Source organism: Streptomyces sp. NPDC029014 (assembly GCF_055564695.1).
On record NZ_JBVHVT010000135.1, the window covers coordinates 1 to 15,255 of the forward strand.

A 15,255-nucleotide genomic window follows, 5' to 3' on the forward strand; every position below is an offset into this window, starting at 1 on the left:
CCTTCCCTCCCTCGCCCCCCCTCTCCCCGTGGGGGGGGGGAACCCGGGGGGGGGGGGGGGGGGCACGCGGGGGGGGGGGGGGGGGGCGACCCCCCCCCCCCCCCCCCCCCCCCCCCCCCCCCCCACGTCACGGCGGATCAGGCGAAGACGGCCAGCGACTTCGCCTTGCCGCCCTTGCTCTCCACGAGCCCGAGCAGCTGTCCCTGCGGCCCGAAGACCGCCACGGTGCGGCCGGCCTCGTACATGTCCGGCATCTCGATCCGCACGCCGTTGGCGAGCAGCGAGGCCCGGCGGGCGTCCAGGTCCCAGCGGGGGAACGCCGCGGCCGCCGCCTCGCCGATCGGCATGACGGTCAGCTCCTCCTGGAGCTGGTCCAGGGTGCGGGCCCGGTCGAGCTTGTACGGGCCCACCCGGGTGCGCCGCAGCGCGGTCAGGTGCCCGCCGACGCCGAGGTCGGCGCCGAGGTCGCGGGCCAGCGCGCGGATGTACGTACCGCTGGAGCAGACGACGGAGACGACGAGGTCGACGACCTTGGTGCCGTCCTCGGCCTCGGCCTCGCGCATGTCGTAGACCTGGAACGAGGAGATGGTCACCGGCCGGGCCGGGATCTCGAAGTCCTCGCCGTCCCGGGCGCGCTTGTACGAGCGCACGCCCTTGATCTTGATGGCGCTGACCTTCGACGGGACCTGCATGATCTCGCCGGTCAGCTTGGCGATGCCCGCGTCAACGGCCTCCCGGGTGACCCCGGAGGCGTCCGCGGAGCTGGTGACCTCGCCCTCCGCGTCGTCGGTCAGGGTGTTCTGGCCGAGGCGGATCGTGCCGAGGTACTCCTTCTCCGTGAGCGCGAGGTGGCCGAGGAGCTTGGTGGCCTTCTCCACGCCCAGGACGAGCACGCCCGTCGCCATCGGGTCGAGCGTGCCCGCGTGGCCGACGCGGCGGGTCTTGGCGATCCCGCGCATCTTGGCGACCACGTCGTGCGAAGTGAAGCCGGACGGCTTGTCGACGATGACCAGGCCGTCCGGCGTCTTTCCTGCGTTGCTGCTCATTCGGCGGCTGCGTCCTCGTCGTCGCCGGGCTTCTTGTACGGGTCGGCCCCGCCGGCGTACTCGGCGCCCGAGGAGGCCTCGCGCACCGCGGCGTCGGAGGTCCGCGCCTTGTCGAGGAGGTCCTCGATCGTCCGGGCGTTGTCCGGGAGGGCGTCCGCCACGAAGGTCAGGGTGGGCGTGAACTTGGTGCCCGCCACCCGGCCGACCGCGGAGCGCAGGACGCCCTTGGCGCTCTCCAGGCCGGCGGCCGCGCTGGCCCGGTCCTCGTCGTCGCCGTACACCGTGTAGAAGACCGTGGCCTCCCGCAGGTCACCCGTGACCCGGGTGTCCGTGATCGTCACGTGCGTACCGAGGCGCGGGTCCTTGATGCCTCGCTGCAGCTTCTGGGCGACCACCTCCCGGATGAGGTCCGCCAGCTTCTTCGCCCGCGCATTGTCGGCCACTGGTCCGTCTCCTTCTTTCCTTGCATTCAGTCTTCATCACCGTGGAGCCGCCGGCGCACCGACAGCAGCTCCACTTCCGGACGCGCCGCGACCAGCCGCTCGCAGCGGTCCAGTACGTCCGAGAGGAACCCCGTGTCCCCGCTCACCAGGGCGACGCCGATGCGGGCCCTGCGGTGCAGGTCCTGGTCGCCCACCTCTGCCGCGCTCACGGAGAACTTGCGTTGGAGCTCGGCGACGATGGGCCGGACGACGGAGCGTTTCTCCTTCAGCGAGTGGACGTCGCCGAGGAGCAGGTCGAAGGACAGAGTCCCCACGTACATGCAGTTCCGGATATCCCGCCGGTCCGGGTTCGGTGGCCTGCCGGCCGACGCGCGACAGGGTCACCAGAACCGTACACGCAACGGCCGGGGCCGATCGACGGAAATTCCGCCGACCGGCCCCGGTCACGACACGGTGCGATGTGCCAGGCGCTTACACGCGCGGCTTCTCGCGCATCTCGTACGTCGCGATGACGTCGTCGATCTTGATGTCGTTGTAGTTGCCGAGGTTGATACCACCCTCGAAGCCCTCGCGGATCTCGGTGACGTCGTCCTTGAAGCGACGCAGACCCGAGATCGTGAGGTTCTCGGCGACGACCTTGCCGTCGCGGATGAGGCGCGCCTTGGTGTTGCGCTTGACCTCGCCCGACCGGACCAGGACACCGGCGATGTTGCCCAGCTTGGACGAGCGGAAGACCTCGCGGATCTCCGCCGTACCCAGCTCGACCTCTTCGAACTCCGGCTTGAGCAGACCCTTCAGGGCCGCCTCGATCTCCTCGATGGCCTGGTAGATCACCGAGTAGTAGCGGACCTCGACGCCCTCGCGCTCGGCCATCTGCGTGGCACGGCCGGCCGCGCGGACGTTGTAGCCGATGACGATCGCGTCGGAGCCCATCGCCAGGTTGATGTCCGACTCCGTGACCTCACCGACGCCGCGGTGCAGGACCCGGATGTCGACCTCGTCGCTGACGTCGAGCTGGAGCAGCGAGGACTCCAGGGCTTCGACGGCACCGGAGGCGTCACCCTTGATGATGAGGTTGAGCTGCTGGATCTCGCCGGCCTTGAGCACGGAGTCGAGGTCCTCGATGGACACGCGACGGGTGCGCTTGGCGAAGGCTGCGTTGCGCTCGCGCGCAGCACGCTTCTCGGCGATCTGGCGGGCCGTGCGGTCCTCGTCGACGACGAGGAAGTTGTCGCCGGCGCCCGGGACGTTGGTGAGACCCAGGACCAGGACGGGGGTCGACGGAGTCGCCTCGTCGACGTTGTTGCCCTTGTCGTCGAGCATCGCGCGGACTCGGCCGTACGCGTCGCCCACGACCATCGTGTCGCCGATGCGGAGGGTACCGCGCTGGACGAGGACGGTCGAGACGGCACCGCGGCCACGGTCGAGGTGGGACTCGATCGCAATACCCTGGGCGTCCTGCTCGGGGTTGGCGCGCAGGTCGAGGGCGGCGTCCGCGGTCAGGACCACGGCCTCCAGCAGCTTGTCGATGTTCAGACCCTGCTTGGCGGAGATGTCGACGAACATCGTGTCGCCGCCGTACTCCTCGGCCACCAGGCCGTACTCGGTCAGCTGACCGCGCACCTTGGTCGGGTCCGCACCCTCGACGTCGATCTTGTTGACCGCGACCACGATCGGCACGTCGGCCGCCTTGGCGTGGTTCAGCGCCTCGATCGTCTGCGGCATGACACCGTCGTTGGCCGCCACCACGAGGATCGCGATGTCGGTCGACTTCGCACCGCGGGCACGCATGGCGGTGAACGCCTCGTGACCCGGGGTGTCGATGAAGGTGATCTTGCGGTCCTCGTCGTTGACGTTGGCCGCGACCTGGTAGGCACCGATGTGCTGGGTGATGCCACCGGCCTCGCCCGCGACCACGTTGGTCTTGCGGATCGCGTCGAGGAGGCGGGTCTTGCCGTGGTCGACGTGACCCATGACGGTCACGACCGGCGGACGCGCCACGAGGAACTCCTCGCCGCCCTCGTCCTCGCCGAACTCGATGTCGAAGGACTCGAGCAGCTCGCGGTCCTCCTCCTCCGGGCTGACGATCTGAACGTTGTAGTTCATCTCGTCCGCGAGGAGCTGGAGGGTCGCGTCGGAGACGGACTGCGTGGCAGTGACCATCTCGCCGAGGTTCATCATGACCGCGACCAGCGACGCCGGGTTGGCGTTGATCTTCTCCGCGAAGTCGGTGAGGGACGCACCTCGCGACAGGCGAACGGTCTCGCCGCCGCCGCGGGGCAGCATCACGCCGCCGACCGACGGGGCCTGCATGGCCTCGTACTCCTGGCGCCGCTGCCGCTTCGACTTGCGGCCACGACGGGCCGGACCGCCGGGACGGCCGAAGGCACCCTGCGTACCGCCACGGGCACCCGGACCGCCGGGACGACCACCGAAGCCGCCGGGACGACCGCCGCCGCCGGCGCCGGGGCCGCCGCCGAAGCCGCCGCCACCACCGGGACGCGGACCGCCGAAGCCACCACCGGCCGGGCGGGAGCCCGGACCGGCCGGACGGCCGGCGAAGCCGCCGCCGGGACGACCGGCGCCGCCACCGGGACGCGGACCGCCGGCACCGGGACGGCCGGGGCCGCCACCGGGACGCGGACCGGGACCACCGGCAGCGGGACGCTGCGGCATCATGCCCGGGTTGGGGCGGTTACCGCCCGGAGCCGGACGCGGACCGCCCTGCGGACGGGGCATGCCGCCCGGGGTCGGACGCGGGCCACCGGGGGCCTGCGGACGCGGGGCACCGGGACCGGCCTGCGGACGCGGAGCGCCGCCGGGGCCGCCGGCGCCGGGGGCACCCGGACGCGGGGCGCCGCCCGGACGGGGCGCCTGCGGGCGCGCCATGCCGGTGGAGCCGCCGGAGGTGAAGGGGTTGTTGCCCGGACGGGGACCCGCCGGACGGGCACCCGGACGCGGAGCCTGAGCACCGGGACGCGGGGCCTGGCCACCCTGGGCCGAGCCACCCGGACGCGGAGCGCCGGGACGGGCACCCTGGCCGGGAGCCGCGGGACGCTGCTGCGTCGGACGCGGGCCCGGGGTCGCCGCCGGGCGCGCCGGAGCGGCCGGAGGCGCGGTGAACTCGGTCGCCACGGGCGCCGCCGGAGCGGGCTTCGGGGCGGCCGGAGCCTTCGGGCCGGGCCGCGGGCCGGGCGCTGCCGGGGTCACCGGGGCGGGCGCTGCCGGAGCCTCGGCGGCGGCCGGCTTGGGGGCCGGGGCGCCGGGCTTGGGGGCGGCGGGACGCGCAATGGCACCCGGGGTGGGAACCCCGGGCTTGGCGGGGGCGGCCTTACGAGGCGCACCCGGCTTCGCAGCGGACTTGCCGGCGCTGCCGCCGGGCCCCTGCAGTGCGTCAGTCAACTTGCGCACAACCGGCGCCTCGATCGTCGAGGACGCCGAACGGACAAACTCACCGAGTTCCTGGAGCTTGGCCATGACGACCTTGCTCTCTACACCGAACTCCTTGGCGAGTTCGTATACCCGGACCTTAGCCACTTCGCTCCTTTTAGGTCCGGGTTGCGCCGGACCGTCGCTACTTCATGGGCGTACTCATCGCGTACTCATCGAGTGCTCATCGCAATCTCGACCTACTTCCAACTCGCGAGGTACCTGACCGCACGGGGATCCGTGCCGTTGTGCTAGTTACGGTGTCGCCTCGGCCTGTGTGGCCACGGCTCTGCTCAGCCCGGCCGTGTCGAGTGCTCCCGGGGACCGGAGGGCCCGGGGGAACGCTCTGCGGCGGACCGCCTTTTCGAGACAGACCTCGGCAGGGTGCACGTAGGCACCCCGGCCGGGCAGCGTACCGCGTGGATCGGGGACGCACTCGTCCCCGATCGCCACGATGCGCAGCAGTTCGCTCTTGGCCGCTCGCTCCCGGCACCCCACACAGGTGCGTTCGGGGCATGCGCGGGCTTGCGTCCGGCCAGACACGCCTCAGTCTACCTCCCCGTACCGACCTCACCCCTTCGGGCGAAAAATCGAACGGATGTTGTCGCGATCTGCTGTCTTGATCTGTTGTCCTGAACCTGTGTACCGGGCGACAGCGCCGCCCGGTACCGGTTTTATTCCCCGTGCTGACCCGACGCGTGCTCGGTGTCCGGACGGATGTCGATGCGCCAGCCGGTCAGGCGCGCGGCGAGGCGGGCGTTCTGGCCCTCCTTGCCGATGGCCAGCGACAGCTGGTAGTCGGGCACGGTCACCCGGGCCGAGCGGGAGTCCCAGTCGACGACCTCGACCTTGCTCACCCGAGCGGGTGACAGGGCGTTCGCGACCATCTCCGCCGGGTCGTCCGACCAGTCCACGATGTCGATCTTCTCGCCGTGCAGTTCGGCCATGACGTTGCGCACACGGGCGCCCATCGGGCCGATGCAGGCACCCTTCGGGTTGAGGCCCGAACGGGTGGACCGTACCGCGATCTTGGTGCGGTGGCCGGCCTCGCGGGCGATCGCCGCGATCTCCACGCTGCCGTCCGCGATCTCCGGGACCTCCAGCGAGAAGAGCTTCTTGACGAGGTTCGGGTGGGTGCGCGACAGGGTCACGGACGCACCGCGGACGCCCTTCGCCACCCGGACGACGTACGCCTTGAGGCGGAGGCCGTGCGGGTACTCCTCGCCGGGGACCTGCTCCTGCACGGGCAGGATGGCCTCCAGCTTGCCGATGTCGACCAGGACGTTCTTGGGGTCCTTGCCCTGCTGGACGACGCCGGTCATGATGTCGCCCTCGCGCCCGGCGAACTCGCCGAAGGTCAGGTCGTCCTCCGCGTCGCGCAGACGCTGGAGGATCACCTGCTTGGCGGTGGTCGCGGCGATCCGGCCGAAGTCCGACGGCGTGTCGTCGAACTCCTTGGGTTCCTGCCCCTCCTCGAGGTCCCGCGGGTCCTCCGTCGCCCAGACGACGACGTGGCCGTTGGTGCGGTCCAGCTCCACGCGCGCCCGGCGGAAGCTGCCCTCGGTGCGGTGGTACGCGATGAGGAGGGCCGACTCGATCGCTTCGACCAGCAGGTCGAAGGAGATCTCCTTCTCCCGGACCAGACCCCGCAGGGCACTCATGTCGATGTCCACGGCTACGCCTCCTCTTCCTTCTTGTCCTTGCGGTTGAACTCGATCTCGACACGCGCCTTGGCGATGTCCGCGAACGCGATGCGGCGGGCGGTCGCCTTGCGGCCCTTCACGCCCGGAACCTCCAGGTCCATGCCCTCGTCGTCGACGCCGAGGATGCGGGCGACCAGTTCCCCGGCACCCTTGTCACCTTCGGCGGACAGCTGGAACTTCACGAGGCGGCCGACGGCCCGTACGTAGTGGCGGTGCTCGGTCAGCGGGCGGTCGGCGCCCGGGGAGCTCACTTCGAGGACGTACTCGCCCTCGCCCATCGCGTCGGTCTCGTCGAGCTTGTCGGAGACCTCGCGGCTCAGCTCCGCACACGCGTCCAGTTCCACGCCCTCGTCGGAGTCCACGATGATGCGCAGCATCCGGCGCTTTCCTGCCTTGGACAGCTCGATGTCCTCGAGATCCAGTCCCTTGGCGGCGACGAGCGGCTCCAGCAATCCGCGCAGCCTGTCGCTCTGGGTGGTGCTCATCCGGGTGACTCCTCGGCCGCGTGTGCTGTTGTGGTGTACGTCGCGTGTCAGGTCAAAGGGTATCCGGTCGCGGAGGGTGTTGCCGTCCGCCGGGCGGACACCGCCCCGGGTACCGTGATCACACCCTGCCCGCACCACCCCCGAGGACGTCGCCGTGCCCTGGACCCCGCCCCTGAGGCCTTCGCGAAGGAGCCTGCTCGCCGGTGCCGCCGGTGCGGCGGGCGCGGCACTGCTGACCGGGTGCTCCGGCGGGGCCGCCGAACCGCACGCCACCGCCGGAGTTTCACTCGAACGGCGGATGCGCGAGTCGGCCGTTCGAGACAGTGAGCGACTGCTGGAACGTTACGACACCACCTCCGTCACCCATCCGGCCCTGGCCGCGCGGCTCGCCCCGCTGCGCGCGGCGGTCGCCGCGCACACGGCGGCGCTGGCCTTCCCCGACCCCTCCCCCGCCGCCACGCGCACCCCCGGGACCGGATCCGCCCGGGGGTCCGCCGCCCCCGCCCCGACGGGCGCGCCCGCCGCGAGCGCCGAGCCGGTGCCGCCGAAGGCCGAGGACGCGCTGACCGCCCTGGCGGACGCCGAGCGGACCCTGGCCGAGGCCCGGACCGTCGCCCTGGGCGGGGCACCCGGGGAGCTGGCCCGGCTGCTCGCCTCGGTGGCCGCCTGCGGCGCCGTCCACGCCCACCTGCTGACCTCGACCCCGGGAGCCACGCCGTGAAGCCCTCGCCCTCCCCCGCCAACCGGGCGCTGGACGCCGCGCAGTCCGCTCTCGCCGCCGAGCACGCGGCCGTCTACGGCTACGGGGTGATCGGCGCCCGGGCCGCAGCTGCCCGGTCGAACGAGGCCCGCGAGGCGCACGGCACCCACGTCGCACGCCGGGACGCGCTGGCGCGCGCCGTGCGCGAGCTCGGCGGCGCACCGCGGGCCGCGGAGCCGGCGTACGCCCTGCCCTACGAGGTGCGCACCGCGGCCGACGCCGAGCGGCTGGCCGCCGAGATCGAGGACCGGGTGGCGGGCGCGTACTCCGATCTGGTGCGGGCCGCGGACGGCCGGCTGCGCCGGGAGGCGGCCGACGCGCTGAGTGCCGCGGCCGTGCGCGCGGCACGCTGGCGCGGAGTCGGCGTAGCCTTCCCTGGGCTCACGGAAAAGCGCTGATCACGCGCAGGGGCCCGGTCAAGCTGAAAGGGATCGTGCACGCATGGCTTTCGAACCGCCGCAGCGGCTCGTACGGGCGCTCGGCGAGACGCCGGATCCGGCCGGGAACGCGGACTGGCTGGAGCAGCTGCCCCGGCTCACCGAAGCGGCGCTGGCCCGGCGTGCGGTGGAGGCCCTGCGGGTCCAGGCGCCCGGCGGTCGCAGCAGCCTCGTCGTCCTGGTCCGGTACGCCGACGGCACGCCGGCCGCACTGAAGCTGGCTCCCCCGCGGGCCCGGCCCGATCTGGAGCTGGCCGCGCTGGCGCACTGGGGCGGTTTCGGGGCCGTACGGGTCCTCGACACCCGCCAGAGCGCCGAGGACGGGGCGCTGCTGCTGGAGCGGCTGCACCCCGAGGTGTCGCTGCGCTCGCTGCCGGAGGCGAAGGCCCTGCTGGAGGCCTGCGGCACGCTGCGCCGGCTGTGGGTGAAGCCGCCGGAGCGGCACGCCTTCGAGACCGTCGCGCAGCGGACGGCGCTGCAGGCCGAGGAGCTCCGCAAGGCCCCGCCGGAGGCCGCTGCGCTGGCGTCGGCCGCGCTGGAGGCCCGCGAGGAACTCACCGCCGGGCCCGGCGAGGAGCTCCTGCTGCACGGGAACTTCCGGCAGGGCAAGGTGCTGGCCGGCGACCGGGCGCCGTGGCTGACGGTGGGGCCGGACCCGCTGGTCGGCGAGCGGGCGTACGACCTGGCCCGGCTGGTCCGGGACCGGCTGGAGGACCTGGTCGCGTCCTCGGCGGGCGCGGCAGGCGCCCGCCGCCGGGTGAACAAGCTGGCCGACGGCCTGGAGGTGGACCGGGACCGGCTGCGGGGCTGGACGCTGTTCCGGGCGGTGGAGTCGGGCAACCGCGCGCTGGCCGCCGGGCGGCGCCGCGACGCGGAGTTGCTGCTGGAGTTCGCCGCCTGGTTGTAGGGCATACGGTAGGTACGAAGGTATGCCCGGCAGGAGGCCGTCATGGTCCAGGAACTGCTTGCAGCGGGTGTCGCGGCGGCTCTGGCGGTGGTGGTGTACACGGGTGCCGCCGCCCGGGTCGTGAGGCAGTACGAGCGGGGCGTGGTCCTCCGCTTCGGCCGACTGCGCGCGGGCGTCCGGCCCCCGGGCTTCACCATGGTCGTGCCGTTCGTCGACCGACTGCACAAGGTGAACATGCAGATCGTGACGATGCCGGTGCCCGCGCAGGAGGGCATCACCCGGGACAACGTCACGGTGCGGGTCGACGCGGTCGTGTACTTCAAGGTCGTGGACCCGGCGAGCGCCATCATCGAGGTGGAGGACTACCGCTTCGCGGTCTCGCAGATGGCGCAGACCTCGCTGCGCTCGATCATCGGCAAGTCGGACCTGGACGACCTGCTGTCCAACCGGGAGATGCTGAACCAGGGCCTGGAGCTGATGATCGACAGCCCGGCCGTGGGGTGGGGCGTGCAGATCGACCGGGTCGAGATCAAGGACGTCTCGCTGCCGGAGACGATGAAGCGGTCGATGGCGCGGCAGGCGGAGGCCGACCGCGAGCGCCGGGCCCGGGTGATCAACGCGGATGCGGAGCTCCAGGCGTCGAAGAAGTTGGCCGAGGCGGCGGCGGTGATGTCGGACCAGCCGGCGGCGCTCCAGCTGCGGCTGCTGCAGACGGTGGTGGCGGTGGCGGCGGAGAAGAACTCCACGCTGGTGCTGCCGTTCCCGGTGGAGCTGCTGCGCTTCCTGGAGCGGGCGACCCCGGGTGGGACCGAGGGCGAGGCCCAGTCCTGGCCGGCCGCCGGAGCGCGGCGGGCCGGCACTGCCGGAGCGCCGTCGGCGGCCGGGACCGGCGCGGAAGCCGACGCGGTGGACGGCGACACCGCGGGAGGCGACACCGCGGGAGGCGGCACCGCGGATGCCGACGCCGGGTACGAAGCCGTCGTCGAGTACGGCACCCCGGCCGCGCCCGCGCCCGCTGCGCCGGACCTGCCCGCGGTGGACACCGGGCTGCCGTCCGCCCCCGCGATCGAGGAGGACCCCGAGCCCCTGTTCCCGGCCGACACCGGCCGGGCGGCCGGTCCGGCCGCCTGAGGTCGCCCCGGCTGCCGGGTCACGGGGGCCCGGCAGCCGGCGACGGGGTCAGCGGGCCGCGCGCAGGCGGTCCAGGGCCTCGTCCAGGGGGAGCTCCTCACGGGCGCCGGTGGCGCGGTGCTGGAGTTCGACCACGGAGTCGGCGGACCTGCGGCCCGCCACCAGGATCCACGGCACGCCGATCAGCTCGGCGTCGGTGAGCTTCACGCCAGGCGAGAGGCCGGCCCGGTCGTCGAGCAGGACCCGCAGCCCGGACTGTGCCAGCGCCGTGGCCGCCGATTCCGCGAGCGCCAGCTGCACGGCCTTGCCCGCCGCGACGACGTGGACGTCCGCGGGGGCCACCTCCGCCGGCCAGGACAGGCCGCGCTCGTCGGCGGTCTGCTCGGCCAGCGCCGCCACGGCCCGCGAGACGCCGATGCCGTAGCTGCCCATCGTGACCCGTACCGGCTTGCCCTCGCGGCCCAGCACGTCCAGCCCGAAGGCGTCCGCGTACTTGCGGCCCAGCTGGAAGATGTGGCCGATCTCGATGGCGCGGTCGAGCCGCAGTCCGGCCCCGCAGCGCGGGCAGGGGTCGCCGGGCTGTACGACGACCACGTCGAGGTACCGGTCGACCTCGAAGTCGCGGCCGCAGACCACGTTACGGGCGTGCGTGTCGGGCCGGTTGGCCCCCGTCACCCACGAAGTGCCGGGCGCGACACGGGGGTCGGCGATGTACGGGACCTTGTCGAGGCCCTGCGGGCCCACGTAGCCGCGTACCAGGTCGGGACGGTCGACGAAGTCCTCGGCCGTCACCAACTCCACCACGGCCGGGGCGAGGTGCTCGCCCAGCTTGCCGAGGTCGACCTCCCGGTCCCCGGGCACGCCGACGGCCGTGATCTCGCCGTCCACCTTCACCAGGAGGTTCTTCAGCGTGGCCGACGCGGGGACGCCGAGGTGGGCGGCGAGCGTCTCGATCGTCGGGGTGTCGGGGGTGGGGATCTCCTCCGGGGCGGGGTGCTCGGCGCCCGCCTCCGCGGCCGCCGGGTCCGGGACGAAGGTGACCGCCTCGGTGTTGGCCGCGTAGTCGCAGGCGGGACAGTCCACGAAGGTGTCCTCGCCGGCCGCCGCGGGCGCCAGGAACTCCTCCGAGGCGGAGCCGCCCATCGCGCCCGAGACCGCCGAGACGATCCGGTGGTCGAGGCCGAGGCGGGTGAAGATCCGCTGGTACGCGGCCCGGTGCAGGGCGTAGGACTCGGCGAGCCCCTCCTCGCTGACGTCGAAGGAGTACGAGTCCTTCATCTGGAACTCGCGGCCGCGCAGCACGCCGGAGCGGGGCCGGGCCTCGTCGCGGTACTTGGTCTGGATCTGGTAGAGCATCACCGGCAGGTCCTTGTAGGACGTGCACTGGTCCTTCACGACGAGGGTGAAGATCTCCTCGTGGGTGGGGCCGAGCAGGTACTCCGCGCCCTTGCGGTCCCTGAGCCGGAACAGCAGGTCGCCGTACTCCGTCCAGCGCCCGCTGACCTCGTACGGCTCCTTCGGCAGCAGCGCCGGGAGCAGCACCTCCTGGGCGCCGATGGCGTCCATCTCCTCGCGGACGATGCGCGAGACGTTGTCCAGGACCCGCTTGCCGAGCGGCAGCCAGGTCCACACCCCTGCCGAGCTGCGGCGGACATAGCCGGCGCGGACGAGGAGGCGGTGGCTGAGGGTCTCGGCGTCGGCCGGGTCCTCCCGGAGGGTCCTGGCCATGAGACGGGACATGCGCTGAACGGGTTGTGTTGCCATGACGGGAGGCTACCGGGGTCGGCGCGGGGCGCCGAAACGAATTCAGGGCCTGCGCAGCGGCAGGGGGGCGCCCATGACGGCGTACGGCAGGCGCGCGCTCGGGAAGTGCACCTGGCGGGCGAGATCGGTGTAGCCGAGGGCGTGGTAGAGCCGGCGGGCCGGGCTCTCGGCGTCGATGGCGGAGAGGATCGAGCGGGGTTCCCCGGCGGCGTCGGTGATCCGGGTGATGAGGGCGCGGCCGACGCCGCGGCCCTGGAAGCCGGGGTGGACGTGCAGTTCGGTGATGACGAAGGAGTCGTCGAGCCAGCCGTCGTGCCCCTCGGCGCGCAGGTACGGTTCCACGATCGAGGACCACCAGTAGGCGCGGTCGTTCGGCATCCCGTAGACGAACCCGGCCAGCGCCCCGTCGTCGGTGAACGCGCCGAGGGCCCGGGCGCCGCGGCAGGTCATGTGGCGCTGGACGATGTAGCGCCGGATGCCGACCTCCTCCTCGCTGAGCCCGAAGGCGACGGCCTGTACGCGCAGGGCCTCGTCGACGCGCGCGGCGAGGTCGAGGGGGCCGATGCTCAGTCCGGCGGGCCGGGCGGGGACGTCGCCCTCGGGGGTAGGCAGCATGCGGTGACCTTACTCGGCGGTCCCGCCCCGCCGGTATGCCCGAGCGGGTGCCAGGGGGGAGTTCCCGCCGACCGGGCGGCTCCGGGGAAGTGTGGCGGTGCGGGCGGTGCGGCGAGGTGTCGTGCCGGGCGGCGCGGGGCGTGCTGTGCCTCCCCGGGGGCCGCTCAGAACAGGACGCTCATGAACGCGCCGACCTCGCGGAAGCCGACGCGCCGGTACGCCGCCCGCGCGGCGGTGTTGAAGTCGTTGACGTACAGGCTGACCACGGGCGCCACGTCGCGCAGCGCGTAGGCGATGACGGCGGCCATGCCACTCTCGGAGTGGCCGCGGCCGCGGAACTCGGGGGCCACCCACACGCCCTGGATCTGGCAGGCGGAGGTGGTGGCGGCGCCGATCTCCGCCTTGAAGACGACCTGGCCGTCCTCGACGCGGGCGAAGGAGCGGCCGGAACCCACCAGCTCGGCCACCCGGGCCTGGTAGAGGAGCCCGCCGTCGCCGGCCAGCGGCGAGACGCCGACCTCCTCCGTGAACATGGCCACGCAGGCGGGCATGATCAGGTCCATCTCGTCCTTGCGGATGCGGCGCACGAGCGGGTCGGGCCGCACCTCGGTGGACGGCTGCCGCGTGACCATGAGCGGCTGGTGGGCGCGGACCTCGCGGGCCGGGCCCCAGCTGGGCTCCAGGAGCCGCCACAGCAGCCCGGTGGCCTCGGCGGGGCCGACGATGGAGGAGCAGCGGCGGCCGGTGCGCCGGGCGCGGTCGGCGAAGGCCCGTACGGCGTCGGGGTCGGCGCAGACGGGGACGAGGTTGGCGCCCGCGTAGCACAGGGAGCGCAGCACGCCCCCCGCGTAGTAGCCCCACATCTCGCCGCCGAGCCGCCAGGGGTCGAGGCCGGCGACCTGGACCCGGGAGGTGACGAAGGCGTTCTCGACGGGCTCGCGCTCCAGGATCGCGAGTGCGGCGTCGAGGTCGCCGGGCTCGAGGACCCGCGTGGTGGTCTGCGTCAACACTGGGGCCTCACCTACAGGGCTGCTGATCTGTCGAACTGTACCCGCCGCACCCGTGCAATGCCTGGTCGCACGAGTCACGAAAAGGCCGCGGCCCCGCCCGCGAGCTGCGGGAACGGGGCCGTGGCCGGTTGCGTGCGGAGGACTGGCGGAGCTCAGACGCCGATGGCGACGGTGGGCTCTCCGGAGGCGACGCCGTCCTTCTCCATCTGCTCGGCGATCTTCATCGCCTCCTCGATGAGGGTCTCGACGATCTTCGACTCGGGAACGGTCTTGATGACCTCGCCCTTGACGAAGATCTGGCCCTTGCCGTTGCCGGAGGCGACGCCGAGGTCGGCCTCGCGGGCCTCGCCCGGGCCGTTGACGACGCAGCCCATGACCGCGACGCGCAGCGGGACCTCCATGCCGGTGAGGCCGGCGGTGACCTCTTCGGCGAGCTTGTAGACGTCCACCTGGGCGCGGCCGCAGGAGGGGCAGGAGACGATCTCCAGGCGGCGCGGCTTGAGGTTCAGCGACTCCAGGATCTGGCGGCCGACCTTGACCTCCTCGACCGGCGGGGCCGAGAGGGAGACGCGGATGGTGTCGCCGATGCCCTCGGCGAGCAGGGCGCCGAAGGCTACGGCGGACTTGATGGTGCCCTGGAAGGCGGGGCCGGCCTCGGTGACGCCGAGGTGCAGCGGGTAGTCGCACTGGGCGGCCAGCTGGCGGTAGGCGTTGACCATGACGACCGGGTCGTTGTGCTTGACCGAGATCTTGATGTCGCGGAAGCCGTGCTCCTCGAAGAGGGAGCACTCCCACAGCGCGGACTCGACCAGCGCCTCGGGGGTGGCCTTGCCGTACTTCTGGAGCAGGCGGCGGTCGAGGGAGCCGGCGTTGACGCCGATGCGGATCGGCGTGCCGGCGTCGCCGGCGGCCTTCGCGATCTCCTTGACCTTGTCGTCGAACTGCTTGATGTTGCCCGGGTTCACACGGACCGCGGCGCAGCCGGCGTCGATCGCGGCGAACACGTACTTGGGCTGGAAGTGGATGTCGGCGATGACCGGGATCTGCGACTTCTTCGCGATGACGGCGAGGGCGTCGGCGTCGTCCTGGGTCGGGCAGGCCACGCGGACGATCTCGCAGCCGGAAGCGGTCAGCTCCGCGATCTGCTGGAGCGTGGCGCCGATGTCGGAGGTACGGGTGGTGGTCATGGACTGCACCGACACGGGTGCGTCGCCACCGACGGCCACCGTGCCGACCTGGATCTTGCGGCTGACCCGGCGGTCGGCAAGCTTCGTCGGCACGGACGGCATTCCGAGAGAGATGGCAGTCATCTGCTGTGCAACCCCAAGGTGTGGATCGAGGTCCCGAGATCGGCGGGCTCCGGCTTCGAGGTTACGCCAACGTGGGCGCCGCCCCTGCATCCGAGGGGCCCGGACACCCGTGCGGGGGGGGGGGGGGGGGGGGGGGGGGGGGGGGGTGTGGGTGGGGGGGGGGGGGGGGGGTGAGGGTGGGGGGGGGGGGGGGGGGTGTCGGGGGGGGGAGAGAG

At 72.9% G+C, this 15,255-nt stretch carries 15 protein-coding genes; 4 read left to right on the forward strand and 11 right to left on the reverse strand.

The features are described from left to right. Positions 1–137 precede the first annotated feature (137 nt). The 7 genes from truB to rimP form a co-directional block, all read right to left on the reverse strand. The gene (gene truB, locus ACZ4VL_RS38545) at positions 138–1,046 is read right to left on the reverse strand and encodes a tRNA pseudouridine(55) synthase TruB (protein ID WP_361095435.1); all 909 of its coding nucleotides are present in this window, start codon (positions 1,044–1,046) and stop codon (positions 138–140) included. Then, the gene (gene rbfA, locus ACZ4VL_RS38550; RefSeq protein WP_361095432.1) at positions 1,043–1,489 is read right to left on the reverse strand and encodes a 30S ribosome-binding factor RbfA; all 447 of its coding nucleotides are present in this window, start codon (positions 1,487–1,489) and stop codon (positions 1,043–1,045) included. Before rbfA ends, truB begins: the two co-directional genes overlap by 4 nt. Positions 1,490–1,515: 26 nt before the next feature. Further along, positions 1,516–1,809, reverse strand: coding sequence for a DUF503 domain-containing protein (locus ACZ4VL_RS38555; protein WP_030161467.1), 294 nt, complete (start codon positions 1,807–1,809; stop codon positions 1,516–1,518). 151 nt (positions 1,810–1,960) lie between these two features. After that, positions 1,961–5,026, reverse strand: a complete 3,066-nt coding sequence (infB, locus tag ACZ4VL_RS38560) for a translation initiation factor IF-2 (protein ID WP_468210026.1) — start codon at positions 5,024–5,026, stop codon at positions 1,961–1,963. 147 nt (positions 5,027–5,173) lie between these two features. Then, a complete protein-coding gene (locus ACZ4VL_RS38565) occupies positions 5,174–5,461 on the reverse strand; it encodes a YlxR family protein (protein ID WP_468210029.1) in 288 nt (95 codons plus the stop codon). Positions 5,462–5,592: 131 nt separating this feature from the next. Then, the gene (nusA, locus tag ACZ4VL_RS38570) at positions 5,593–6,591 is read right to left on the reverse strand and encodes a transcription termination factor NusA (protein ID WP_468210031.1); all 999 of its coding nucleotides are present in this window, start codon (positions 6,589–6,591) and stop codon (positions 5,593–5,595) included. A 2-nt stretch (positions 6,592–6,593) separates the two neighbouring features. Then, entirely contained in the window at positions 6,594–7,106 is a 513-nt protein-coding gene (gene rimP, locus ACZ4VL_RS38575) for a ribosome maturation factor RimP (RefSeq protein WP_361095418.1), read from the reverse strand. A gap of 154 nt (positions 7,107–7,260) precedes the next feature. Between rimP and ACZ4VL_RS38580 the strand changes: the two genes are divergently transcribed. The 4 genes from ACZ4VL_RS38580 to ACZ4VL_RS38595 are packed head-to-tail and all read left to right on the forward strand — an operon-like array spanning position 7,261 to position 10,341. Beyond that, positions 7,261–7,827 carry a hypothetical protein gene (locus tag ACZ4VL_RS38580; RefSeq protein ID WP_468210034.1) on the forward strand — a complete coding sequence of 189 codons (567 nt, stop codon included), beginning with the start codon at positions 7,261–7,263 and terminating at the stop codon, positions 7,825–7,827. Then, positions 7,824–8,264, forward strand: coding sequence for a ferritin-like domain-containing protein (locus ACZ4VL_RS38585; protein WP_468210037.1), 441 nt, complete (start codon positions 7,824–7,826; stop codon positions 8,262–8,264). The genes ACZ4VL_RS38580 and ACZ4VL_RS38585 overlap by 4 nt, the downstream gene beginning before the upstream one ends. A 43-nt stretch (positions 8,265–8,307) precedes the next feature. Then, positions 8,308–9,210, forward strand: coding sequence for an aminoglycoside phosphotransferase family protein (locus ACZ4VL_RS38590; protein ID WP_468210040.1), 903 nt, complete (start codon positions 8,308–8,310; stop codon positions 9,208–9,210). 42 nt (positions 9,211–9,252) lie between these two features. After that, the gene (locus ACZ4VL_RS38595) at positions 9,253–10,341 is read left to right on the forward strand and encodes a slipin family protein (RefSeq protein WP_468210042.1); all 1,089 of its coding nucleotides are present in this window, start codon (positions 9,253–9,255) and stop codon (positions 10,339–10,341) included. Positions 10,342–10,389: 48 nt separating this feature from the next. On the opposite strand, the gene ACZ4VL_RS38600 is transcribed toward ACZ4VL_RS38595, so the two are convergent. From ACZ4VL_RS38600 to ispG, 4 genes are all read right to left on the reverse strand, one after another. Further along, on the reverse strand, positions 10,390–12,105 hold the full coding sequence (locus ACZ4VL_RS38600; RefSeq protein WP_468210045.1) for a proline--tRNA ligase: 1,716 nt from the start codon (positions 12,103–12,105) through the stop codon (positions 10,390–10,392). A 42-nt stretch (positions 12,106–12,147) separates the two neighbouring features. Further along, the gene (locus ACZ4VL_RS38605) at positions 12,148–12,720 is read right to left on the reverse strand and encodes a GNAT family N-acetyltransferase (protein WP_468210048.1); all 573 of its coding nucleotides are present in this window, start codon (positions 12,718–12,720) and stop codon (positions 12,148–12,150) included. Positions 12,721–12,884: 164 nt separating this feature from the next. Beyond that, a complete protein-coding gene (locus ACZ4VL_RS38610; protein ID WP_468210051.1) occupies positions 12,885–13,730 on the reverse strand; it encodes a GNAT family N-acetyltransferase in 846 nt (281 codons plus the stop codon). 152 nt (positions 13,731–13,882) lie between these two features. Beyond that, complete coding sequence (gene ispG, locus ACZ4VL_RS38615) at positions 13,883–15,040, reverse strand: flavodoxin-dependent (E)-4-hydroxy-3-methylbut-2-enyl-diphosphate synthase (protein ID WP_385682822.1); 1,158 nt, start codon at positions 15,038–15,040, stop codon at positions 13,883–13,885. Positions 15,041–15,255: the final 215 nt, after the last annotated feature.